We start from the raw sequence: 23095 nt of genomic DNA on the forward strand, positions 1-23095 counted from the left end.
TCAACTTTAGTAGTAATAAAAATCTAGTGGTTTCAAAATATGCTTGATGCATCCCCTAACAGTTGCGTCATCTAGGTAATAAAAAGTTTCCCCTAGCTTGAGTTGACTTACTGCCAACTTGGTAGAGTACTTTAGCATTTCTTGCCCTAGTTTCTGCAAACCTTTGGGATCCAAAGCGTAGCCCATCCGTCTGGTAATACTTTCGAGCAGCTCCCACTCATCTTCTAAATCAAAGTGAACTTTAAGCTGATCAGGGGCTATCACAGGCTTGTAAAGTATTTTTGCCAAATCTGCCCTAACTGGCTGTTTTGAAACAAAGCACTTTACTCGCTCGAACCACAGAGATACCGCAGAGCTTGCTATCATTGTTATGGCCTTCATTTTCAAGGTTCTAATAGAGGGGTTTCCTTGGTGAGGTCTTAACCTCTCTATTACTCTTATAGTACTGTACTAGAAAGTATTTGTCAAGGGTAAAATGGCAATTCCTCCCATAACGGATGAAACGATCGGCGAATTGGTAGAAGCGGCAAGGCTTGTAGCGATCGAAAAAAGTCAAGGGAGGCTGAGAATGCCACCACTGTCCCCAGCAACGGTAATAGTGGAAGCAATGGCGGTGGTAGCTGTTCGCCTCCAAGAACTGATGAATACAGTAGCCCAAGAGGTAGAAGCAAACAGGCTGGCAATATTTGGGTTTGAACGAAGCCCCGGCAGGAAAGCAGTGGGTAGAGTAGAAATAAGACTGAGGGCAATCTACTCTACCAGTACGCAAATAGGGGCAGGTTTTCCTCTTACGATCGGAGGAGTAGACTTTGAGACGACATCGGAAGCAGTAATAGGTGTTTTTGAATCCAGCACAGTGGTAGGAGTGCAAGCCCTGGAAGTAGGAATCAGGGGGAATCAGCCATTTAGGTCAATAGTAGGATTTACGGATGAAATCCCTCAAATTGAATCTATTGAACTAATTGGGGAAACACTGGGGGGCGTTGAACCAGAAACAGAGGAGGAATGGAGAGAGTACATCCTCTCTAAGCTCAGAGTGAGGGCCCTAGTAAGTGAGGAAGATTTTGAGTTAGAAGCCATCGACCATTTGGGAAGAGGATCTACGGCTGTCGCGATCGCAAGGATGAAACCTGATCGAACGATAGACCAAAATGGTTATGTCCATGTCTTTGCTATTAATCCATTCCTGACGCCCTTAAATAGGGAGCAGATGCAAGATTTGCAAGATGCGTTGTCCAGGAAGGCGGCCATGGCAGTGGTCTCAGTGTCAAACATGGAAATAGAAGACCTGAGTATTGTCGTCTATGCTTACTTCACGGGAAACGCCAATGCCATAGCCAGGGAAATAAGAAGCTATGTCATTAACTACTTTGCCCCTACCAAGCGAACTCCGGGGGAGATGGTATTAAACAAGGGTCTTGAATTTGGGATTCAGAACATTGCAGGGATAAAGCCAGGACTGATCAGTGTTCAGATAGACGGATTAGAGCAACCCAGGCAGTTACCTAACGAATGGACCTTGGCACACCCGTTAGTGATCGAGGTTGAATTGCTTGACGATCGCGACAATCTTTTTAAATATTCTTTCGACCAACCTCGTAACTCATGATTGGAACAAACGAATTAGACATTTGGCTTTCCGAGAAGCTAAAGCCACTACGGGCTGAGTTGGAGTGTGCTGGCATTCCCGTCTCTCTTTTACCGCTAGAAGCTAGTGATTTTTCCAGAAACAGCGCTTTCGGCATTGTCTCGGTAGCTGTTCCTCAAATCCTCGGACAAGAGCCTGATTCTGTCCCCCCAGGTTATTGCCTACAAGACCTAACTTTAACCTACGAGATTGTCATCACGATAATGACATCCAAGCGCTACAGAAATCAAGACAAACAAAAAAATAGCCTGGAGCAAATAACAGAAGGGGTTTTGACCGCCATCTTAGGAGAGTCGCCTCCTCTGCCAAAAGTAATAACTCCATTATGGTTAGTAAATTACCAGTTATTGCAACCAGACGGGAAAAAATGGATAGCTAATTTGACAATTAGATTCACTAGAATGGCTCCCATTATACCAGAAAACGAAAGAGATTACTCTAAGTACAAATTACGGCTTCAATTGATTGCAGACCAGCCAGAAATCCCTCCCGAAACATTGATTAAGGAATGGGAAATTACCCCTCAAAAAAATCCCACTGAGCAAGTGGGATAAGGAAAAGCGAACAGGTTCCATACAAGGATTTTCAGCCCTTTTGTAATAGTTTGATCAAGTGACCCAGCACCCTAGCAGAGTTGAAGGCATCGTCAGCTCCATTATGGAGACGCCCCTCGAATTCTAACCCGTAAGCTAGAAGTGCGTCGCAAATCCCAATCTCTTTTTTGAGATTTAACGCGATCGCATTAAGAGTTGAAATGTTCAGATGCTTTTGTCGAAAGGGGTACTCAATGTAAGTCCTTTCACATTGTTGCTGAAGGAGAACACGATCATAGTCTCCCCAACTGGCCCAGACGTGATTTCGGGAAAGGTAGTCCTTTGTCAGTACATCCATCGCCGCCATAAAGCCTATGCCCGATTCCACCTGTTCTTGAGTAAGCCCTGTCAACTCTGTGCAAAAATCACTGACCTTTGAATCTGCTGGCTTAACCACCACCTTTCGCTTGTCACTTATTGCTCCAGTGCTCACGTTCAATCGACATACTCCTAGCTCTATAACTTCCGAGATCTCTCCCTTGGGTGGTATTGAGTCCGGCCAACAGGTTGCCTCTAAGTCAATCACCAATATCTCCTCAATCTCAATAGGCATCTTTATTGACAATAACAACAAAAACAGGCTAAATCGCTACATCTATTATAGCGTAAGCACTTCAGGGATTCCTGTGTGGATTAGTGTGGCGACGTTTTTCATATATATAATAGGTAATGAAAAACGTAACCATATCCAAACAAAAACATAACCACACGTAAACAACTTATTTAGGTGGAACTCCTTTTAAAGCCCAATAAACGTAACCACGAAAAGGGTCCACTTTCTCCGTAAACTCTTCGGTCAGCCGCTGGGTGAAGTGGAGGTGGGCCCCAGTCCCGACCCCTGTGTTTCCAACTACGGCAATCTGAGCACCTGCTTCGTACTCACCTTCTGGCGCAACCAGGTGGCAATGCAAAAAGTCGAAAGTCCAAACACCCCAGGAGAACCTAGCCACGTTTCCCCCTCCTGCACGGTCAAAAAAGCGCTTTAAGGTTATCTTGTCCCCAATTACGTACAAAGGAGTCCCTTTAGGTGCTCCGACGTCTACACCGCCATGTAATCGCCTTCTGCCAGTCACTGGGTGTGTGCGCAACCCAAAAGGGGAAGTTACGGGGTAACCTGCTATCCTTTCACCTTTTTTGAGAGGAGTTCGCCAGGTTGGGGGTAATTCAGTGAAAGTTTTGGTTACGCCTGATTCTCCGGAAGTGATAGGAACGGTTTTCCTTGCTGCTTTAACTGCCACCGGTAGGTAGATGTCTATTGTCGTTATCCCTAGTGTATGACTGACCTCGGATACTCTATACTTTCGGCGCATTGAGAATATAAACTCATCAGATAACCTAATCAAGTCACCAGGCTTTATTTTGAGTATCCCTGGAAGCCTAAAAGAATCAACCAACAACTGACCATTAAATCCTTTGCCTATCCCTTTACCTTCATCTATCACTGAATCTATTTTTTGGATGCCCGCTTGAATGTCTTGAATATCTTCATTTAGATCATCAAGAATCTCACTGTTGCTTTTAGCTGAAGAGTTAGTATTAAGTTGCCCTTTTATCAATCTGTTAGTTGTTGCATTGTCTCCCCAATATGAGTTATTAAGTAGTTGACTTTTGCTAATTTCAAAAGTATTTGCTCCTATCGTTATTGGCTCTATTTTTATTGAGTCAATTGAACCTCTGACAAGAAAGCCAGAGCGCTGAGCCAATTTAACTAAAGATTGATAATTATTCTGATTTAACTGAATCAGCTGCTCTATCCTGTTAGCAGTTTTTGGGACAGTTACCTGGATATTGGAATTGCCTTTGATTCTTTTGGCTAATTGTCGGAGGCTCGTATTGTGAATGACTTGGCTACTCCTCTCTTCTTGCCCAAGGATAAACCTAAGTTGTTTCCCAGTTAACCTAGTGACATTGTGGTGATCAGACTTTAGGCCAGTCAGAAAATAATCAAAGGTAGTCAAAGAGGTATCGGTGAAGCCAATCGACACTCTGAACTTTATCCCTTGACCGTCCAGCTTTGGAAGAGCGATGGACGGGTCAGTAGCAGAGGCCGACACTTTCCCAAAGATTTCTGCCGCTGACCTCTTGGTAGTAGGAGAAGGCAGGGCAAACTCACCATTACTCAATCGGATGGCCCAGTTTCTTGCCAGTGTCGCGATCGCTTCAGCTCTGTCGGTTCCGTTAATTATTCTGCGGGCTCCTACATAGTCAACCAGCCCAGGACGAATATAGTTACTAAGACTTCGACCAGTAAAGGAACCTTCTTTCATTCCTTTCGTCAATATAACCAGAGCGTATTTGGGTTCAGATGCCAGCTCCGGTTTTTCTAGCAAATCTATCCCTAGCTTATCGCCCCAGTTTCCATAATTAATGCGCCCTGTAAGCATACCCGGACCTCGGCCTTTGTATCTTGGACCATCTCCCGGAAGCGTGTTGCCCAGGTCTCGCCTCCCTTCGTAGGCTGTCCCACTAGCCAACTCTTCTTTGTACTTACCCATTCCTGACTCATGCTCAGCAGTAGCCAAAACATAGGCTATCTGTTCCCGCTGAGTAATGCCCTGATTCAGGCACTCTCTAATTATTGCTTTGGCTAAATCATCCCCTTGTAAATCTGCGGCTGGCGCATTCGTTCCCACTGTTGGGGTATTGGGCTTTTTGAGTTCTTCCAATAGCCCTGTCGGGGTCAATATGCCACCCTGATCTTGAAACTGCAACATCAACAGATTGGCTATACGGGAATTGTAGTCAAAGAACTCCACACTGCACTGACTCGCCCTATCTTGCTCTGAAATGGATGCGCTACACCTTATGAGTAATCCATCTCCACTGGTGAAGGTAAGAGTGTCAGCTATAGTAACTTGAAAAATTTGCTGGCGCAGTACAGACACCATGACTCCCCTCCTTCTACTAAAGTAGACTAAAGTGCTTTATTGCCTAAACTTTAGCCTAAAACAGCAGGTGCCCAAAAAAAAACCAAGCTCAATATGGCTTGGCTGATAAATGAAAGAAGCGTATAACTAAACTAAACTAAAGGCACTTTAATTATACTGGAATTTCGATTATTCCGGCATGCCCTAAACATTCTCGCTTGTTCTTTGCGTTCAGTACGATAATAGAGGTTGTTAATAGTCTATGACTGTTCGGAGTTTGTAACAATTTAGCCCTTGTAAACATGTCTTTTGACACAATGAACCCCACATCTTTCTTGTTCATTAATTCCTCTGGTAACCCGTGCTCATGAACGTTTGTAGGGCTGAACTTGGGAATATTATCAACAGATTCGCCAGTAGCAACCAATTCGTAAGTTATAGAATAATTAGCAACAGAACACAGCACATCAAAAAAGTATCCGGAAGCAATACCTGATGCAGTGAAGAATATACCATAGTCTCTTTCATGATCAAAAGTTAAATCTTCAAAAGCATCTTGAGAATATAGCTTAATAGGATATCTTGTGCAGTTAAATAATTTGGCAATCATTAGGCATACCTTGGTGAGGGGGTTTTACTTTACCTCATTCTAACACTGTAGCCTAAAGTTTTGCTAACCTTTCCCGAGATACTTCCCTTGGTACTTTCACCTCAAACGGAGCCAGGTCAGTCCGTTGCTTTCGACCTTCTCGGACAGCCAAAGCCTCAGAATATGTGTCGATCGCGTCAAAGTCGATTAACCCATTGCGAACCCATTCGGGGGTAACCGGCATGATAGAGCATCGACAGTTGAAATGTTGGGGAATAACCATCGAGGTGATTTTATAAATCTTGCCAGATTTAGCCACGCACCAAGCGCAGACATCTTGACGCAATGTAAGCCATATGCCATATTCAATATCTGATGACGCATAAGCCACCTTTGCAGCCCCGATCGCAGCATTAGCTGATTCTGTCCGGGCTATTCTTTCGGCCTGACGTCGGGTAATTTCTAGGGATTTCTTCAGAGCAGCAGCCACTCGCTGGTTACCTAACCCTTGTATCATTCCCTCCGATATTATAATTGACGCTCTTTCAGCGAACGCAGTTCCCCCTCCTAGCAATCTTTGATATGACTGATCGGCAGCAATAGCCGCCGCAGTAATAGGGACACGGGAAAAAGACAGGGCTTTAAAATCTGGGTCTATGGCTTTGACTATTTCAGCCGTCTCTTCTGCTCCTAGCCTGTCAGCCTCTGTTATCATCCCAGTCAGGGATTCTATGGCTGATTCTTTGTCTTGAGGCTTGACAACTTGAAGCAAGTCACCTAGCTCCCCTTGGATAAGTTGCAGCCGTTGCGCTGGGAGAATATTAGACGCTTTTTTTAATTTTGGATATTTTTTATGGAATTCTTTGGACAGCTGTCTATAACTGGATTCTATACTTTTGACCAATCGGGAAATAGCTTTTTGTTCTAGTGTTGCGATCGCGTCGTTGTACTCTTCAGCTAAATCTAAGATTTTCCTTGTGTCCATAAAAGAATTCCATTAAGCCGCTGAATCAAGCTTAAGCCTTGGCTGCTGCCCCAGGAAATAGGGAATCAAGTAGTCCTCTATTATTGACTCCTCCCAGTGCATTAGCCGTCCTTTCAGTATTCCTATACCAGACTTTTCACTATTCTCGGTTGGGAGCCAAACCCTTGAGGAGTTCTTTCTGCCTTTGATTATGCCTCTGTATTGCAATTGTAGTGACTCTAGTAAGATGTTAGCCGCTTGTGATGTTATTGTCCTTGGCGTAATCTGACCTTCTAATTTTTCTTTGGCTATAGCGATCGCTTCTTTCATTGTTACGCGAGGAGTCTCACCGCCTAATTCTTCTTTTACTAGCTTTACTACAATGTCAGTATCCCATCTTATTACTTTCCCTGCCCCGTACTTCTTCCCGGCTTCTGTAAGTACCCATTTCTTACCTTCTTTTACTTGCCAGCCTTTATTCCTTAATATTTTGTTTACAAATTGACCAGTAATTAGCTTTCCTGTTTCTTTTTTGACTAGGTGACGGATGTCTCTTACCTTCAACCATCCTTCAGGAAACTCCACCCTATTCTTTTTTCTTTGTTTCTTACCCTTAATCGGGAGGATTTTAACAGTTTCTCCTTCTCCTATATCTCCTTTGTGCAGTAGGAGCATGTAGCTATTTATGATATTTATTTCTGCCCACTGCACTCCGTACTGGTTAATTAAGGTAAATTCTAATGTCGCTTCAGTTTCAAGTCCGAACTTTTCAGAAAGTAACTGAAGTGTCGCAATTCCACGATTGGACTTAATCCATTCGTTTATCGTCAGTTCATCCGTCAATAGTTCGCTGAAGTTGTACAATGGCAAATATGGATGAGGGCTTAAATTGTCTGGAAGTAATTCTAACTCTGGCTCTGGGCTATCTAACTCTGGCTCTGGGCTATCTAATGGACCCAACTCACACCCGACTGCCTGCCTAAGACTTTCTGCCAATTCTGGATGAAGCGAGAGCTGATTTGTACTCAGGTTTTCGTCTATCAAAAGGCGTCTCTCCATTCCATAATCTAAATTGTACCTGTTGATTAATCCAGCATATAGATTTAGAGTGTCACCGTGTTTCATCCACTCCCTGACTCCAGGGCGATCGGAAGAACCTACGTCTACTAATTCAAAATCTAAATTTAAATTACTCATAATATAATCTAGTCCTAATACTTATTTCTCTGTTGCTTATCTTCATTGTACTTTACTCTGAAGTGCTTTGTCAAGCTTTTTGTAAAAAAAAGCCCTCAGTATTACTGAGGGCTTTTTCGGTTCTTGAATTGTGGAGTATTTTAAAGCTCTATATCTTCGCTGATGTTCCGCTTTGAACGAGAAAACCAATGCCCTCGTTTTCTGTTTTCATCAAGTTTAGATTCGACTTCTTTATGCTCGTTTTTGAATTGACGAGTCTTTTGGTCTAACTCCCGAATCTGCTGCTGGAGCTTACTGACTCGTCCCTGGAAGAAGGGAATATCTTCCCGATCGCTTTTCTTCTTGCTGCTCTGTGCGTACTCCAGGCACTCTTTGCTGTTAGCTAGTTTACGCCTCGCTTTTTCTAAGTCTCCTCCATGCTTGAGGATGCCGGTAGCTTTGACCTGAGCCTGATAATCTAAGTCGTGGCGTTCTTCTTCGTTCTGGCTTTCACAAGCTTTATTTAGGCTTAGGTTTAGTTGCTGGATGCCGATCTGCTGGACGTAGTTATTAGAGCGGGCGCTTCTGTTTCTTGTCATGGTGTTGTAAGCGGCTTGTTTATTTTGTTTCTTAATTCTATAGTACTTTACTTTACAGTACTATGTCAAGTGTTTTTAAAAGTTTTTTTTTCTAAGGGGGCCATGGTGCCCCCTGGTGCCATTTCTTAGATTTCAACTTCTTCGCTGGTAACCCACAGGGCTCGGGTCAACTGGTGGGAGTAGTTCCGGTTAGCCTCTAGCTCAGCTTTCGCTTCAGCGTACTCTTGCTTGACTTGACGGGTCTTTTGGTCTAATTCCCGAACCTGCTGCTGGAGCTTGCTAACCCGTCCCTGGAAGAATGGGATATCTTCCCAGTCGCTTTTCTTCTTGCTGTTCTGCGCGTACTCCAGGCACTCTTGGCTGTCAGCTAGTTTCCGGCTGATTTTCTCAAGGTCGCCTCCGTGCTTGAGGATGCCGGTAGCTTTGACCTGGATTTTGTAGTCGATGGAGTGGCGCTCTTCTTCGTTGTGGCTTTGGCAAAGGCTGATTAGAGAGAGGTTGAGCTGCTGGATGTTGAGCTGTTGGATGAAGTTGTTGGTGCGAGCGGTGTTGTTGTTAGCCATGTTGTCCTCGGTGTGTTTATTTTGTTCTTATCTCTATTATAGTATACTTTACTCTACAGTGTCAACCCGGAAAAAATAGAAAATAATCTATAAAAAAACACCCCCTCTAGGATGACCTAGAAGGGGTCGAAAAGCCCCCGCAGGGGCTAAAGGTTAGTCGTCAGATTCTTCGGCTAGAAACGCATCCTGAGTGGGATACTTTGCAAAAATTGCCTGAACCCGGTTAGCGCTGCGCTTGTGGCCTTTTTTGTCGAAAATAAAATCTTGCCAGAAGCTCTTAGCTGACTGCCAGGACTCATATATAGGGCTTTCAGTCTCAGTCAAGGGGACAAACTCTACAATCTGCTTGAGGACTGGCACCTGGGTGTTGTAAGCCCGTCCTTCGACCCAGATGAATTCAAACCGGATGCTGAGCTTAAAGCTCTCGTAACGCTCGCTGGCTTCGTTTTGGAGCTTTGTGATGAATTTTTCGGAAAGAATCAGGCTGGCTAGGTTTCCTTCTAGTACCACTCCCTTATCAGCTAGTAGCTGGAGCGCTGCTACTTTCCGGTTATTTGTCCAGTCTTCGGGAGAGTCTTTGATGATGGCGTAGACTGCTTTGGAGAGGTAATCTAGGTTTCCAGTAGCTTGGAACTTGGTTGCGAATTCTTGAGCGGTGGTGATGTTAGCCATGTTGTTGTCCTCGGTGTGTTTATTTTGTTCTTATCTCTATTATAGTATACTTTACTCTACAGTGTCAACCCGGAAGAAATAAAATATTTTGAAAAATATTTTGGGGACTGTAGAGCCAGGTGGTGGCAGTTGTCCGTACCACCACCTGAGACTTGCCTAGAAGTTGCTCAGGAAGTCGTCAGTCAGATTGTCATCTTGAGTTGGTCCATCAGACAGGTCGGGAAAATCTAGGTCTATACCTTTCTCTATGCGGGCGGCCTGATTTGCTATATCCTCGGCCAGTTGTTCGTCAGCCCAGTTTAGGATCTCCTTCACTAGTGCTTTGTTGGAAATCTTGGTTGATTTGGTGCGCTTAGCCATGTTGTTGTCCTCGGTGTGTTTATTTGTTCTTATCTCTATTATATACTACTTTACTTCACAGCATCAACCCGGAAAAAATAAAAAATAATCTATAAAAAAAAAAGCCCCTGGACAGTACCAAAGGCTAAAAGCTATAGACAGTAATGATTACAGGTTACAGGCAAAAACTTTTCGGCGGTAGAGCACTTGTAAATATTGCACCTGACTAGTAACTTTGCTACGCCAAGCCCACTTTTTCGTGATAGAGCGATCGTTATCCTCGCTAAGGTGCTCGCTCACCGTGCAAGTGGGACGCCCATCAAGCCAGCCATCAAAATAAAGCTTCTTTTCCAGTCGCGCAACGTTCCGCATGCCGAAGAGGTCGGCAAGGTACTGAGATTGCCCTGGGAGGTGTTCCCCTTCTACTAACGGAATCCGGCCATTATTAGGATTTAAGGGGTAGAACTTTGGAACTTCGTAGGAAAAGGCTATCGTTTGGGGGTCTTCTTCCCCAAAGTACACGAATTGGCACCACTGCACGATCCCCTTAGGCGTATCTTCATAGGTATCCGATAGTTCTAAGTTTTTTTCTGTGATGAAGATTTCTGGGCGAGTGCTGTTCAACCAGCCTTTGAAGTCTGGGGAGCGCTCAAGAGATGCGCGTTTGAGACTGCTGGGTCCGGTTAGTTGAAGCATCATGGTTTTTCCTTGGTGAGTTCATCTTGTTCTTTATCTATTATATACTACTTTACTTTACAGTGTCAGCCCGGAAAAAACTAAAATAATCTGGAAAAAAAATGCGACCCAATAATGGATCGCCAAAAGAACAAAATAAACACCGACAGGACACTTGACTACCACCAAGGTGTCTCGTGCGGTCTGTATCGGTCTCATTTTTAGTATAACTACTGTAGATTAAAGTGTCAACCCCTCAGAAACTGAAATTAGATTACCCTGTAATTACAGTAGTTATAGGGTTTAAATGAAAGTAATCATAAAATACGACAATGGAGGGTCTAAGGAATTACGTCCCTTACCTCTGGAGATAGTACACGGAGAAAGGCATACTGATTACCGCAGTCATTGGCTCAATATCAAGCCGGGTGATGTCCTCCATATTGGTAGCCTGGCATTTAGTGAGGATGAGCTAGCCACAGGGGAACAAGATTTTTTAACAAAGGCTGATGGTTACAAGGTCACTAATGTATGGTTTGATCACTCTTGCAGAGTCAGCAAGACCCCATCAGGTACCTTATCCTTCGACAGTATGGGCGTCACTATGTATGTCAGCCTAGATCCGGCAGATGCGGCTTCATCTGGGGCAGCAAGCGGATCAGTTTCTATCTCTGGAGCTGTTGAAGTGAGCAAGATTAGTAGTCCCGTAACAGTCGCCAAAATAACAGATGCAGTGGATGTAGGTACTGTGACTACTGTAACTGGAGTGACTAAAGTTGATGAGGTAGCCAAAATAACAGACGCAGTGGATGTAGGTACTGTAACTACTGTAACTGGAGTGACTAAGGTTGATGAGGTAGCCAAAGTAACAGATCCAGTTACGGCTGTTCAAGATACTGCCGCAAGTCTTAAGGTTACGACAATAGCCGGAAGTTGATCTACTACCAGTCGTGCTACGGGCATGGTGAGCCTTGACGCCATCGCTGCAAAAGATAAAAACCCCCGGTCACTCTACAGGTGGCCGGGGGTTAATCGTTAGGATTACATTATGGCTTTAAACCGTTCTGAAGCATCAAACTCCGGTAAGCAGTTTCTAGACATACCAACCACTCATCAAAGTACTGAGTAGCCTGCACCTTCTTAGTCCGAGACAGGTCAGTTTGACTAGTTACAACTTCAACCTGATCCTTGATAGGAAGCTTAAAGGTTAAGCATTTTCCTAGCTCACTAGCTCGCCGTCCAAGGGTCTGAACAGTGAAAGGTAATTCACTGGGGTCTTTCCCTTTTACATGCACCAAGAACTGACTTACGGTAAAACTCCCTTTTTCCCATTTTTCAGCTTTTAAGCGATCGGTCAAAAGTTGAAGCCCTGGAAGGTGAGATTTAAATGACTCAATGGGGTTAACTTGGTCTCCAAACAATTGAGCAGCCATGTCATCAAGTTTAGAAGCTGACAATGCTCGCAATATTCCACGAATATGCATCATCCGATCTTTATTTGCTTTATTGAAAGACAAAGAACACAAAAAATGAAAACCTATTTCCACAAAACAATCAGAAGTAATTGAGGCTATTTTTTGAACCCCTCCTTTAGTTTCAGCCCAAATCAAAAGTTTTTCTAAGTCTAAATCAGGGAGTGACTTAAATTCTTTAGAGGCTAATAATTCAGCTATACGCTTTAAATCTTTAACCCAATAATTACGAGCTGCACCACTAAGGCTATAGCGATAGTTCTTATCACCTAGTAACTTATAGCATTCTAATTCCAATCCTGGAATAATAACCATGGGAGCTACGTATTCATTTGGTTGACGTTTGGCTCTTTTTGACATAATATTTATGTAATTGTCAATGTGCAAGTTGGTGATAAGAGCGGGAGGCTGTGGTAAGTATCTCTCGCTCTTATTTGATTATACCACTGTAGATTACAGTTCTCAGGACAAAGCAGCAAGAAAAAAGAACTAAAGTTTTTCGCACCCCTTGAAAGCTATAGACATCAAAGGTTTCAGCCCCAAAAAAACGTTTTTTTCGCACTCCTTTTATCCCTTTTGGGTGGCCTGTATTTCAGCGATTTTAGGTGTCAAATTTCCTAAGGACGAAACCGTTACAGAGTAAAGCTTTCAGCGGTTTTAGGTGTCAAATTTCCTAAGGAGTCAAATGAATTAGGTATAAATACTGAGCGATTTTAAGTGTCAAATTTCCCCGGGACGAAACCCTACCAAAAACCCCCGGCCACCTGTAGAACGACCGGGGGTTTTTGGTAGGCGTGAATAGTGTTAAGCTTCCGCTTCCGCTTCCGCTTCCGCTTCCGCTTCCAAAAAGCCGAGTAAAAGCTCCTCAACTAAGGAATCTACTTCAATTCTTTTTTCTTTTGCCATCTGTTCTAGATACTTCCACAATTTATCTGAGAACGGAACCGATTTTACCGAGTGTGGCAAGTTTCCATTCTCCTTATTAATTTTGTCCCAAAATTTTTTTTCAAAATAAATACTAAAACTGAGTTTGGATCCTCCCCAACTAAAGTATTCGTCAAACTTTTCCCATGCAGTATCAGACAAACACAACTCTCTTGATACTGATATTTTTCCTGGTTTTTCTATTTTGGCTTTTGACATAAGTCTCCTTGCTGTATTTAGTTCAGTATACAACTTTAATGTACAGTTGTCAAGAGAGGGAAGCTCCATATTGACACTCCCCGGTCTAAAGACGCGGGGATTCTTGGCCGTTGGCCACGCTCCGCGAACGCTCAATGACCCAACTTGCTGCTCCTGGCCGGAACCAAGAACAGTAGAGGTCAGATCTCCCACGGAAGCAGTATCAGCTATCCATGATGGGATGCAGCCCTCTGGCACAGTAAGGACTATCAGTCCGAGTAATGGCGGGATGAATGTTGAGTGTGGGGATGTGGCAGTGGACCATCTCGTTGAGACGTCCTTGTAATAAGGGATATCCCTCCAGAACTTTCCACCCAAAAAACGGTAGGATGCTTCAATGATTTGAAGCATCCCCATAGTATCACCCAAAAACAGAAAACCCCAGGCAATGCCTGAGGCTGAGGGTAATGAGCTTAGAGGTATTTACTGGCTGGGGCTGGTCAAGAAGTTCAATCCCATCCGAATCTTGTTTTCAAAATGTTCTAATTGGTGTGCGGCCCATATGTCATCAGAATTAGATACCCAATTTTTTGGCTTATGAGCTTCATCGTGACACTCTTCACAAAGTGGAACCATGTTCTTCCCAGGAGTGTCCTCACCTGACAAGTATCGTAAATGGTGAGCTTCTAAGTCTGTTTTTTTCTGGCAGATACAGCATCTATTACCTGTTAAAGCGTAAGTATCTTTTAACTTCTGCTTTAGGTCAGGTTGAGAATATCTAGCGTCATACCGACTGAACCCCTCTTCCTTTGCGTATACAGAGACTTGCTCACCGACTGGTAGATTGTACTTTTCAATGTGATCAGCCACTAGAGCAATCAATCGCCGCTTAGACTCTCCATCTACTATTTCTAGATAATTTGCAAAAGTCCACAGGTCAGTAAACCCGCCGTCTTCTAGAGCTTCGATTACCCGATCCATCTTTGGCGTAGCGGTTTTTTTTTGAGCCTCAGGTTGGCTTGCGCTAGCACTATCTTGTATTTGGATCTTTAAGTCGTCTTTACTTCCGCAAGGTGACCACCGCCCATCAAGGTTAACAACCCGAGAATCGCCTAAACCAGATGGGATTTTCCTATAGTCAGACCCATAGTTATCAATTACACTTTGATGAGCTTGGGCATTAGTTGAAATTTTCTGATCTCGGTCTTTGGCTTCTGCGGATTGACCTGGAGCCACGGTAATAAAGTTAAGCCGTAGACTCTTAAGAATAGGAAGAATGTTCTGTGTTAGTGATCCAGCCTTCAGTACTTGAACCAGTACATGCACGCTAGCATTTTCTTTCCCACCGGCTGAGTTTAGGTCTCCAATTAGGGCAGTCAGCTCTTCAACCATTGGTTTCATGAGCTTAGCGTACTTATGAGTTTTAAGGAAAATAATATTTCCCTCGTCTACTATCAACAATTTTTTTCCAGTAGTATGATCAAATTCTTGAATCAGGTGATGAGTTTCACTAACTACAGCTTCTGCATCAGTTGGGTTTGCAATTTTCCTTAAATCAGTCCTAATGCATCGGGTATGACCTTCCCATTTCCGTCCTAAATCTTGTGGCTTGGTGGCTAAGTTAATGTAGAAAACTTTGACACCTAATTGAGCTGCCAAATAAGTAACCCAAAAGTACATCTCAGTTTTTCCTGCTCCTTGGCCTGCTACTGTCAAAGTACATTCATGCCAGGTTTTAATCATCCGCTGATAACCAGACTCTACAACTTGTTTGTTGAAGTTTTGACCACCACCCACCTGCCAACTCGTGGGCACTTGATGGACTGTGTCATTGTCAGGCTCTTGCAACACTGTAGGGGGAACCAAACGAGTAGGAGTAAGTGCTGGAGGAATGTAACCTACCGGAGTTACTTGCTGAGATAATACTGGAACTTGTTGCCCTATTGCATCCAGCAATTCGTAATATTCTGAATCTTCATCATGAAAAACACTAGAGCACATTTCGATGTACTCATCCAACCTGGCCTCGTATGTTTCTCTTCCGTTTTCGTCTATAGATGGGGGAATACTGTTCAAGTACAGCGCAATCTCTCTCTTGTTGTACTCTAGAAAATTAGCTTCAAAAGCTTCTTCTGGACTTAGGAATTCTGCCGCTCTAGCTAAGCTTGACTTTTGAATAGGGGCGTCCTCTTTCTTTACATGCACGAGGTCCCCAAATTCGTCCTCTTCTAGTTTGCTGCGGGTCATTCTGTCAGCTAGTCCCATTAAGTCCCCAAAGGTAACAGCAAAAGCTCTAATTTTTCCGGTTGTTATTGCATCCCCTGCCATTGCACACAAAACGGAACAGGCTCCAAATGTTATAGCCATCGCTCCGACTGGAGGCATAAACCCAACAGTTGCTACACCCCCTAAAAAGCTAACAGTTCCAAGTGATTCAGACACCCAAACTCTTGTTCTTTCATCGCACCCTTTCTCGCCAAGGGAATCCATCCGCTTATGTAACCAATTTGTGGGCTTTTTTAGATATCGTAATTCTGGATAATGTGCCATGATGATTAAAACCTTATTAATTCAAAAAACCGGCAGTGGCAGCCGTCCGTGCCACTGCCGGTTTTTTTTTGTTTTTACGCTTTTTTAGTCTTGCCAACTGATTCGGCTTGACCCATTGAGATTAGCCAGAAGTGAGCACCAGCAGAAATAGCCAGGACACTTAAGATGTTGTAGCCAAAAAGTAACAAACTGATTGCTACTGGTTGACCTTCTTGGAAGCATGGGCGCTCATGAAATGCCAGCCAAAATTCAAAGATAAAAGCTGCCGCACCCATTGGGATAACTGAGAAGCGGAGGACTGCGCTCATTTTTTGAGCACGTTCGTTAAAGCAAATTCCCAGCAGCAGAGTTTGGTTCATGTTGATAGCACCCATTGCTAGGAAAGAGAAAAATAAAATAGTCAAGTTGACTTTAAAAGAAAGTGGGTTATAACCAACAAAGCCCACCCATTCAGAAATGCCAGGACTAGGAACCAGCGGTAATTCATCCGAGAATAAAACATAGAAATTATCAATTGAGATGAGGAAAAAGTAAAGCCATTGAAAGAATCCAAAAATCGATTGAGCTTCAGGAGACATTATTGCTTTGTACAATAACTTGCCGCAAATAGCTGAAATCGTAGCGAAAAGAGAGAATACAGTGTCAAGAATTTTATCTACAGTACCTTGAAACTTGATAGGATTTTTCTTTTTACGAGAAAAGTCGTAAGTTTCTGCATGATGTACTCCTGCATCTACAGCAGCATCTTTAGTTACATTTCTTTGTCTGCGTGCTCCTGGGTGATTCCTTGATGATTTAGTCATGATTATCTGTTGTGGTTTTTGCAGAGGTTTACAGCATATTGGGCTTCCATTGAATTGTTAGAACCAATAAAGAAAAAGACTGCTTTAGGTTTTCCTTCTCTGGTTTTGACGACTTTAGAAGTCACGACTCCAATGCACTTGTATGGTTCGCTGTCATCGTAAACAATGGTTTCACCTTGCTTTGATTTGATAGCTCTTTCGAGAGCCCGGGGCGTTGGGAACCAAGCAGGAGGATAGTTGTTTTGCTCTGGGCTGTAATAGTAGTTGCTGATGGAAGTGGCGCGATAGTTGGTTTTGATCATGTTGTTTGCTTCTGCATCTGCCAACGCTCTCCTCTTTTCCAGAGCTCGAGTTTCAGATTTAAGAATCCTGTCCTGCTTTTGAAGACCCGCAAACATGTCAACTTCGAATTTCCAATTGAAGTACCAAAAAATACTAAGGCTGAGTAATCCGGGAACTGCTATGCAGTTGGCAACAAAGGTAAATTTTTTGTTGGTGATTGTACGAGACATTTTATAAGCCCCCCAGATTTGGGGGGGTATTAACGACTGTTTACTGGTTGGCTTCTGCTTCTAATTCATCTAGATAAGCCATGACGTTTTCCTTGGTGATAGCTTTTCGCTGTTCTTTGATCTCCTCCCTCAACTCAATCTCTTTTTGCCTGGCTTCTTTTTTTGCCTTCAAGCGAGCTGCGTTTTCAGCCTTGACTTTCTCTAAGTCAAATTCAACAGCAGAACGACAATACTCTTGAACCATTCGAGAGATCACCGGTTTAGATGTGATTTGCAGTAATTGTTCGCGACTATCATCCAGGGAAGACTGAAGGTCTTGGAAGAATTGAGCTCGGTTCCTTGCGTCTTGCGTAAGGAAAGCCTCTTGCCGAACTTGGTTCATCTGATTGGCCAAATCAACCATCTGACCAACTTCGTCTTTTACCAGTTCAATCATTGTGGGAACTGGAAACATATCAATCCCTGACATGGTTAGAGACTGTTGAGCTAACTCAATTGCATGTTGCTGAACTGATGCAGGGTTGATCGGTTGACCCGTTGTCAGTGCAGTGCTTTTAGCTGATTCCAATGCTTTTTGGGCGCTATCGTTTACCGCTGTCAATCCTGCATCGGCTTTAAACACTAGGTCAGGATCAATTTCTCCATTTACTGGATCTATCCCGTACTGTTCACAGACGCTTAACACCGTTGCGCGCGCTTGTGCTTCTGATACATTTCCTGTTGCTAGCTCTTCGATTGCTTCTTGGACTGATACTGTAGACATGGTTGTTTCTCCTGTTAGTTATATTTTGAAAAATCGACAAATCTGAGTTCTTTTTGTCTATCAAACTCTTCCTTAGAGTAAACTGCTAGACAAGCTGCGAGCCTTGGAATCACTTCCTTATAGCTCCTTGTTGTTTTTAGCAAGGTAAAGATTACCCATAAAACAAACACTTGATGAAGTTCAAGCCCTCTTAGCTTGGCTCCATATTTATAACCGTTCTTTCTGTAGAATTCATACTTGACTCTAAAAGACGGTCTATTAGCCTTTCCAAGTATTATTTCAGTTTGCCAATCGTAAACTGTTTGTCTAGGAAACCCAAACACTTTTTTCAAATCTTCTCTTGTCATCTTTTCTTTGAGATTGTAGGAGAAGAATTCTTGGCTCACCTCATTCAAGTACACTTGAAGCTTATGACCGGAGGAGCCAGTCATAACGACTAACGTATTCGGGTTAAATAAGGTCTCTGTTTCTACGTGCTCCTTGATATATTTCATACATCAACTTCTCGCTCAAGTAATTTTTGCTATTGAGGCTCTAACTTTTAGACGCCAGTAGCATGACAAAATTAGAGCCTAAATAGCTTCTTTTACCCTTGTTTTTTGCTTATGACCGACCCCTTCGGTCATATTATGTATGGCGACCATACATAAGCTTCAGGTTTTTACCTAGGTAATCCTTATGCTTGGTCTGGCCAGACATAGCATTAAGTTATTTATTAATTTGTTTGGTAACCGTTTTGGGTTAACATAAAAAACTAAGTTGACTTAATGCTTATGACCGACCATACATAGGCTTATGACTACCTACATAAAGGTTGACTCTATGTATTTGACCTTTATGACCGGCCATACATAGGCTTATGACTACCTACATAAGCGCTTAATAGTAGTAGAAAATCAAAAATCAGAAAGCCCAATTTGCGTCAGCTTTTCGGTGATTTAATTTTTTCTGATATTAATTGCCTTGTAGTCTTGCCACATTACAAACACTAAGGAGGCCAGTAGAGGGGTGCAAAGCAGAAATTCTGCTAAGACCGAAATAAATCTGTAGTTCATATTCGGTTTTCCTGGTACTGTACCAGGGTCTTTTTTAGCTCATAATACTAGTCAGACCCTGTGTTTTCGGGGCTAAGGCAAGCGTTTTAACTGGTTAGGAGGCGCTTGCCTTTTCCTTTCGACACTTTCAGTATAGCAAGTCTGATATCGAGTGTCAAGTACTTTTGGAAAATAATTTGACTTTCTCTGAAAATACCAGTAACAATAGGAGTTACAGGCAAATACCTCACCATGGAGAGACGGAAAAATGAAATTAAAAATAGTCAAATACATCGACATCCCCGGACTGGGTAAACGGATCCGAACCGATAGAGAAGCTCTAGGGTACACCCGCAAACAGGCGGGGGAAAAGCTGGGAGTGACAAGGAGTTTCCTGGCTCACGTGGAAAATGAACGCACTTGTCCTACCATTGCCATGCTCAAAAAAATAGAAAATTTATACATGCAAGACTACATCCCAAAGTCATTGCTGGATTTTTTAGATGACGTGACTACTTTACAAAACAGTGCTATAATAAAAGAGACAACTCACCAAGGGGTCACGGAATGAACCACGACTTAACCAGATTTCAGCATTACTCTGCTTTATTGGCAATCCAAGCCGACCTGAATGCCTGGGTATCGCCCAAATACGTACCAAAGATTTGGGACAACGCTTGCCTCCTTATCCAAGGCGCAATACCGGAAGTTATTGCGGTTCGTTGGGAAGTAGAGAACGTTGACGACCTTAAATGTTACATGGGGGCTGATCTTTTACTTCGCTACTGTACTCTGTACAAAGCCATGTTCAAATTAGCAACAAACCCCTGCCTGGATATTATTCAACCGGCTCTACTTCCCAACCTAGTAAAAGACCAAGTTGATTTATTCTTGCACTGGGATGTTTCGCTGTGTGCTCCTTTCCCTCATTTATTACAGGAGAATAAGCCCGTCAGTGTTCCCCAACGGATAGCCAAGCTGAAAGAATTTTTTGCTCTTCGGCGGTCCATTAATTCCTACTGTCTTGGGTGGATTGATGTGAAAACTCAGAAACAGCGTTACTCTAAGGAAGACTTGAGTCTCCTCTGGGATTCTATCAACGAGTACATCATAGGTGTCAAGCAAGACGACTTTCAGGAACTGATCAACCAGAAATTAGGTAACCCGCCTGCTTCTTCTTTAGTACATGAGTTTGAGTCTTACTTTGGCGAAAAGACTTTAGACAAGTACTTACTGTTTTATAGTCAAGTAGCCGACTGCTTACAAACCTGTGATGATTTAGAGGAATCAATAGCCGAAGTCTTAAACGATTGGGAGATTCCCAGTAGCTCCTCTGACATAGAGCTATCCTGTTACTCTTAAACCAATGAAAAACCACTATGGAGATGGGCCCCGACGGCTACCATCTCCATAGTGGGATCAACTTATGCCTAAGGCACGCAATGACCAAAACAAACCTATCACAAATTTTTAACAGCCGAAATGTCTTGGCCTTTTCAATTTGGGTAGAGGCTCAAATTGAAACAACTAAAAACACTATCCAATACATTGATGGGCTGAGTCCACGCAAACAAAAAGAGTATTCAGAGACTCGGTGGAAAAATTCTAAAGAGTTGAAATACTATCGAAGCCTTCTTCCTGAGATCTCAAACTATGACCCCGACAACCTGAAAAAGACAGAACCGGGGGAAGGGTTCTTGAAATGGTGGGAAGAGCGACAACTTAGACTAAAAAGACTCTCGCGTTAAACCAATAGCAACAAAAGAAACAACGGTCTTGCTTTAAGACCGTTGTTTTTTGTATAATGCTAAAGTCTTTTACTTGGTATCAAGATGGCTGACAATACGGAACTTTTAGAAAAAGAAATAACAGAAGGGAAACTGTCCGTTACACTGGGTTTAAGGAATCTTGAACGTCGTGTTGACCAAACGGGAGTATTACTAGAATGGAGGAATCCGGCTGTTGCTTCCCAAGGAGAATGGGAAGAACTGGCTTCAAACAAACACGTCGGCATGCAAGACGGGGATGTTACTTTTAATCACCAGAAAATCAATGACACTCATATTTTTCACATACACATTGAGACTACTTACCAGAAGCACCACGACTTGCCATTAAGCAACCATCATTATTATTTGAACTATGAAGGAAAATTCATAGAAGTCGAAAACCCAGAAGACTCTGACGACAAGCTGGAAATTCAGATAAAATCAGTCAGGGAAGGGGTCTTGACCATCTATCTGAAGCCACGGGAAAGCATGCCCGAGGTTTTTGTTGAATCCGAGAAAAGTACTCTGTACTGTCAACCCAAAGAAGGTCAGACAGTCGAAGGTCCATGGGAAACTGATATTGAAACCTCTTTCTTGGTTCCATGGCCGGACCCCGTCGTAGAAAAAACCTGGGAATCAGAAAATATAAACTCAGAAAAGCAATTTAGAGTCACTGCAACTAACTCTTTCTTAGATGGCACCGACAACAGCTTTTCGGTTTTTGCTTTTGATTTTAAAGGAAATGAAGTGGAAATTTAGCTATGACCTATGAAGCTTACATCTCTGAGTTCTCCTTTGAGGAGGGGGAAGTTATCGTTACCTTGGATTTTAACAAGGCTTCCCCTCGCATTAATACCGCTCGCATGCTTTTTGGTCATGCAAGCCTTTCCGTTCTTTCAGAACCAACCGACTGGACTTTGATCGAAAATAAGAGTGTCCAATCAAAACATGATACCGAATTCACTTGGCGCGATGACCGCATCACAAAAGGCAACGACTTTAAACTACAAACCCGGGTATACTACACCCCGGAAATGCATGCAAATCCTACCAACCACTTCTTCTATTGGAATTTCGAGGAGCAACCCATTACCGTAGACAATCCTGGCACCAATCGAGACCTTATGGATGTCAAACTCGAAGTGATCACGGAAGGTCTTTGTGAAATTATTTTGCTCGCATCCAGGCTCAATTCGCCTAATGTTCATAAGCAACATGCCATGCTTTATTATCGAAAGGCTAAGCAGATGAATTGGCCGGAAACATGGCAAACTCTCTCCAATCCCACCTACTACACTGTTCCATCTTCTGGCATCGTTGAAACCAAATGGAAATACGACGAAATCACTACTGGCAAAGTCTTCAAGCTTCAGTCCGTTAATACCAACACCGAGGGAGAAGACTCTGTCTCTACCTTGTTCTTTGACTACACGGGGGACACCTACCTCCTTCCCTAGACTTGCACTTTAACAACAAAAACCCCAGGCTGATCAGCCTGGGGTTTTTGGTTGGGGTTATGGGTTTAGTTAACTTAAGTTGAAGTCAATATCTTTTAGTACCGAATCAGGGTAAGAATTGACTGTGCCAAAACGAGAGTCTTTCACTTTTTCTGGTTTAATATTCCTTTTTTTGCACAAAGCAGATGCTTGTCGTCCTAGCAAATTAAACTCACTTAAACTGTACCCTGTTAATCCTTGCAAATTACACCACGCGACAATGGTGTACCAATAACCGTGCCCATTGCGAAAGCGATCAAGCTCAGCACAGTTAGCCTCGATCTCTAAGCGCTGAACTTCTTGCTCTTGCTCTAAGGCTTTTAATCGCTGCTCTTGTTCTACTAATTGATTCACTGCTTCTTGCAATATTTCTAATTGAGATTTGGGTTTAGCTTTGAGCTGTCGCAGTTCTTTCTCAATCTGAATGTACCACCGGCGTACTTCGTTTCCCTTGGCTGTCGATGTCATCATTGCCCACATTTTAAAGCAATCGACAGTCATCATTATGGTTTCAGAAGGCCGCCCCCCTTTTGACCCTTTTGGGTTTTTATCATTTTGGATAAAAACTTCAAAGTCAATGCCTTCAACAAATCCAGCCTTTTCAAAGTGTCGCTTAGCATTACCTTTTGTAGAATGCTCTAGCCAGACCCACCCATCATTAAAGTCAATAATAAACTCTTCAGTGGATTCAAGGTGAGAAAGGATGATATCGCGATTGAGATCAGTCATAATAGAGGAAAGGATCCTTACAGTCTGGGTCTTTGGAGGCGGGAGGTCTTTGGTGGAGCTCCCGCTTCTGCTATGAGTATAGCACTGTAGGGTAAAGTTGTCGATGCAGAAAGAAAAAACCCCGGTCACTCTACAGGTGGCCGGGGGTTTTTGCTATGGG

At 43.1% G+C, this 23095-nt stretch carries 28 protein-coding genes; 9 read left to right on the forward strand and 19 right to left on the reverse strand.

Going from position 1 to position 23095, the window contains the following annotated elements:
- Positions 1–6 precede the first annotated feature (6 nt).
- On the reverse strand, positions 7–366 hold the full coding sequence (locus tag F6K64_RS27260) for a hypothetical protein (RefSeq protein ID WP_287266961.1): 360 nt from the start codon (positions 364–366) through the stop codon (positions 7–9).
- Between the two features lie 109 nt (positions 367–475).
- Here F6K64_RS27260 and F6K64_RS27265 point away from each other — a divergent pair, with 109 nt between their 5' ends.
- Both F6K64_RS27265 and F6K64_RS27270 read left to right on the forward strand, forming a co-directional pair.
- The gene (locus tag F6K64_RS27265; protein ID WP_287266962.1) at positions 476–1609 is read left to right on the forward strand and encodes a baseplate J/gp47 family protein; all 1134 of its coding nucleotides are present in this window, start codon (positions 476–478) and stop codon (positions 1607–1609) included.
- Positions 1606–2202 carry a hypothetical protein gene (locus F6K64_RS27270; RefSeq protein WP_287266964.1) on the forward strand — a complete coding sequence of 199 codons (597 nt, stop codon included), beginning with the start codon at positions 1606–1608 and terminating at the stop codon, positions 2200–2202. The genes F6K64_RS27265 and F6K64_RS27270 overlap by 4 nt, the downstream gene beginning before the upstream one ends.
- 31 nt (positions 2203–2233) lie before the next feature.
- Here F6K64_RS27270 and F6K64_RS27275 read toward each other — a convergent pair whose 3' ends face one another.
- From F6K64_RS27275 to F6K64_RS27320, 10 genes are all read right to left on the reverse strand, one after another.
- The gene (locus F6K64_RS27275; protein WP_287266966.1) at positions 2234–2794 is read right to left on the reverse strand and encodes a 3'-5' exonuclease; all 561 of its coding nucleotides are present in this window, start codon (positions 2792–2794) and stop codon (positions 2234–2236) included.
- Between the two features lie 166 nt (positions 2795–2960).
- Positions 2961–5129 carry a hypothetical protein gene (locus tag F6K64_RS27280; RefSeq protein WP_287266968.1) on the reverse strand — a complete coding sequence of 723 codons (2169 nt, stop codon included), beginning with the start codon at positions 5127–5129 and terminating at the stop codon, positions 2961–2963.
- A 151-nt stretch (positions 5130–5280) separates the two neighbouring features.
- Positions 5281–5718: a hypothetical protein gene (locus F6K64_RS27285; RefSeq protein ID WP_287266970.1), complete on the reverse strand. Its 438-nt coding sequence runs from the start codon at positions 5716–5718 to the stop codon at positions 5281–5283.
- Between the two features lie 52 nt (positions 5719–5770).
- Positions 5771–6682, reverse strand: a complete 912-nt coding sequence (locus F6K64_RS27290) for a minor capsid protein (RefSeq protein ID WP_287266971.1) — start codon at positions 6680–6682, stop codon at positions 5771–5773.
- Between the two features lie 12 nt (positions 6683–6694).
- Complete coding sequence (locus tag F6K64_RS27295) at positions 6695–7858, reverse strand: hypothetical protein (RefSeq protein WP_287266972.1); 1164 nt, start codon at positions 7856–7858, stop codon at positions 6695–6697.
- Positions 7859–7998: 140 nt separating this feature from the next.
- On the reverse strand, positions 7999–8436 hold the full coding sequence (locus F6K64_RS27300; RefSeq protein WP_287266974.1) for a hypothetical protein: 438 nt from the start codon (positions 8434–8436) through the stop codon (positions 7999–8001).
- A gap of 125 nt (positions 8437–8561) precedes the next feature.
- Positions 8562–8999, reverse strand: coding sequence for a hypothetical protein (locus F6K64_RS27305; RefSeq protein WP_287266975.1), 438 nt, complete (start codon positions 8997–8999; stop codon positions 8562–8564).
- A 153-nt stretch (positions 9000–9152) separates the two neighbouring features.
- A complete protein-coding gene (locus tag F6K64_RS27310) occupies positions 9153–9671 on the reverse strand; it encodes a hypothetical protein (protein ID WP_287266977.1) in 519 nt (172 codons plus the stop codon).
- Between the two features lie 156 nt (positions 9672–9827).
- The gene (locus tag F6K64_RS27315; RefSeq protein WP_287266978.1) at positions 9828–10031 is read right to left on the reverse strand and encodes a hypothetical protein; all 204 of its coding nucleotides are present in this window, start codon (positions 10029–10031) and stop codon (positions 9828–9830) included.
- 147 nt (positions 10032–10178) lie between these two features.
- Positions 10179–10709, reverse strand: a complete 531-nt coding sequence (locus tag F6K64_RS27320; protein WP_287266980.1) for a hypothetical protein — start codon at positions 10707–10709, stop codon at positions 10179–10181.
- Positions 10710–10992: 283 nt separating this feature from the next.
- On the opposite strand from F6K64_RS27320, the gene F6K64_RS27325 reads away from it, so the two are divergent.
- Positions 10993–11622 (forward strand): hypothetical protein, encoded by a 630-nt coding sequence (locus F6K64_RS27325; protein ID WP_287266983.1) that lies wholly within the window; start codon positions 10993–10995, stop codon positions 11620–11622.
- A 109-nt stretch (positions 11623–11731) separates the two neighbouring features.
- Here the strand turns inward: F6K64_RS27325 and F6K64_RS27330 are convergent, their stop codons facing one another.
- On the reverse strand, positions 11732–12517 hold the full coding sequence (locus tag F6K64_RS27330; RefSeq protein ID WP_287266984.1) for a hypothetical protein: 786 nt from the start codon (positions 12515–12517) through the stop codon (positions 11732–11734).
- A gap of 444 nt (positions 12518–12961) precedes the next feature.
- The gene (locus F6K64_RS27335) at positions 12962–13300 is read right to left on the reverse strand and encodes a hypothetical protein (protein WP_287266986.1); all 339 of its coding nucleotides are present in this window, start codon (positions 13298–13300) and stop codon (positions 12962–12964) included.
- A 70-nt stretch (positions 13301–13370) separates the two neighbouring features.
- On the opposite strand from F6K64_RS27335, the gene F6K64_RS27340 reads away from it, so the two are divergent.
- On the forward strand, positions 13371–13625 hold the full coding sequence (locus tag F6K64_RS27340) for a hypothetical protein (protein ID WP_287266988.1): 255 nt from the start codon (positions 13371–13373) through the stop codon (positions 13623–13625).
- 137 nt (positions 13626–13762) lie between these two features.
- On the opposite strand, the gene F6K64_RS27345 is transcribed toward F6K64_RS27340, so the two are convergent.
- From F6K64_RS27345 to F6K64_RS27365, 5 genes are all read right to left on the reverse strand, one after another.
- Complete coding sequence (locus F6K64_RS27345) at positions 13763–15829, reverse strand: HNH endonuclease (RefSeq protein ID WP_287266990.1); 2067 nt, start codon at positions 15827–15829, stop codon at positions 13763–13765.
- Between the two features lie 74 nt (positions 15830–15903).
- On the reverse strand, positions 15904–16632 hold the full coding sequence (locus F6K64_RS27350) for a hypothetical protein (RefSeq protein WP_287266992.1): 729 nt from the start codon (positions 16630–16632) through the stop codon (positions 15904–15906).
- Between the two features lie 2 nt (positions 16633–16634).
- Positions 16635–17144 (reverse strand): hypothetical protein, encoded by a 510-nt coding sequence (locus F6K64_RS27355; protein WP_287266993.1) that lies wholly within the window; start codon positions 17142–17144, stop codon positions 16635–16637.
- Between the two features lie 40 nt (positions 17145–17184).
- Positions 17185–17907, reverse strand: a complete 723-nt coding sequence (locus F6K64_RS27360; RefSeq protein ID WP_287266996.1) for a hypothetical protein — start codon at positions 17905–17907, stop codon at positions 17185–17187.
- A 14-nt stretch (positions 17908–17921) separates the two neighbouring features.
- Positions 17922–18401, reverse strand: coding sequence for a hypothetical protein (locus tag F6K64_RS27365; RefSeq protein ID WP_287266998.1), 480 nt, complete (start codon positions 18399–18401; stop codon positions 17922–17924).
- Positions 18402–19209: 808 nt separating this feature from the next.
- Between F6K64_RS27365 and F6K64_RS27370 the strand changes: the two genes are divergently transcribed.
- The 5 genes from F6K64_RS27370 (at position 19210) to F6K64_RS27390 (ending at position 22167) form a co-directional block, all read left to right on the forward strand.
- A complete protein-coding gene (locus F6K64_RS27370; protein ID WP_287266999.1) occupies positions 19210–19512 on the forward strand; it encodes a helix-turn-helix domain-containing protein in 303 nt (100 codons plus the stop codon).
- A complete protein-coding gene (locus F6K64_RS27375; protein ID WP_287267001.1) occupies positions 19509–20303 on the forward strand; it encodes a hypothetical protein in 795 nt (264 codons plus the stop codon). Before F6K64_RS27370 ends, F6K64_RS27375 begins: the two co-directional genes overlap by 4 nt.
- A gap of 80 nt (positions 20304–20383) precedes the next feature.
- Positions 20384–20689: a hypothetical protein gene (locus F6K64_RS27380; RefSeq protein WP_287267002.1), complete on the forward strand. Its 306-nt coding sequence runs from the start codon at positions 20384–20386 to the stop codon at positions 20687–20689.
- 84 nt (positions 20690–20773) lie between these two features.
- Positions 20774–21469, forward strand: a complete 696-nt coding sequence (locus tag F6K64_RS27385; RefSeq protein WP_287267004.1) for a hypothetical protein — start codon at positions 20774–20776, stop codon at positions 21467–21469.
- 2 nt (positions 21470–21471) lie between these two features.
- Positions 21472–22167: a hypothetical protein gene (locus F6K64_RS27390; protein ID WP_287267007.1), complete on the forward strand. Its 696-nt coding sequence runs from the start codon at positions 21472–21474 to the stop codon at positions 22165–22167.
- A gap of 69 nt (positions 22168–22236) precedes the next feature.
- Here F6K64_RS27390 and F6K64_RS27395 read toward each other — a convergent pair whose 3' ends face one another.
- Entirely contained in the window at positions 22237–22935 is a 699-nt protein-coding gene (locus F6K64_RS27395) for an antA/AntB antirepressor family protein (protein ID WP_287267010.1), read from the reverse strand.
- Positions 22936–23095: the final 160 nt, after the last annotated feature.

Source organism: Moorena sp. SIO3A2, from assembly GCF_010672265.1.
Taxonomy (GTDB): Bacteria; Cyanobacteriota; Cyanobacteriia; order Cyanobacteriales; family Coleofasciculaceae; genus Moorena; species Moorena producens.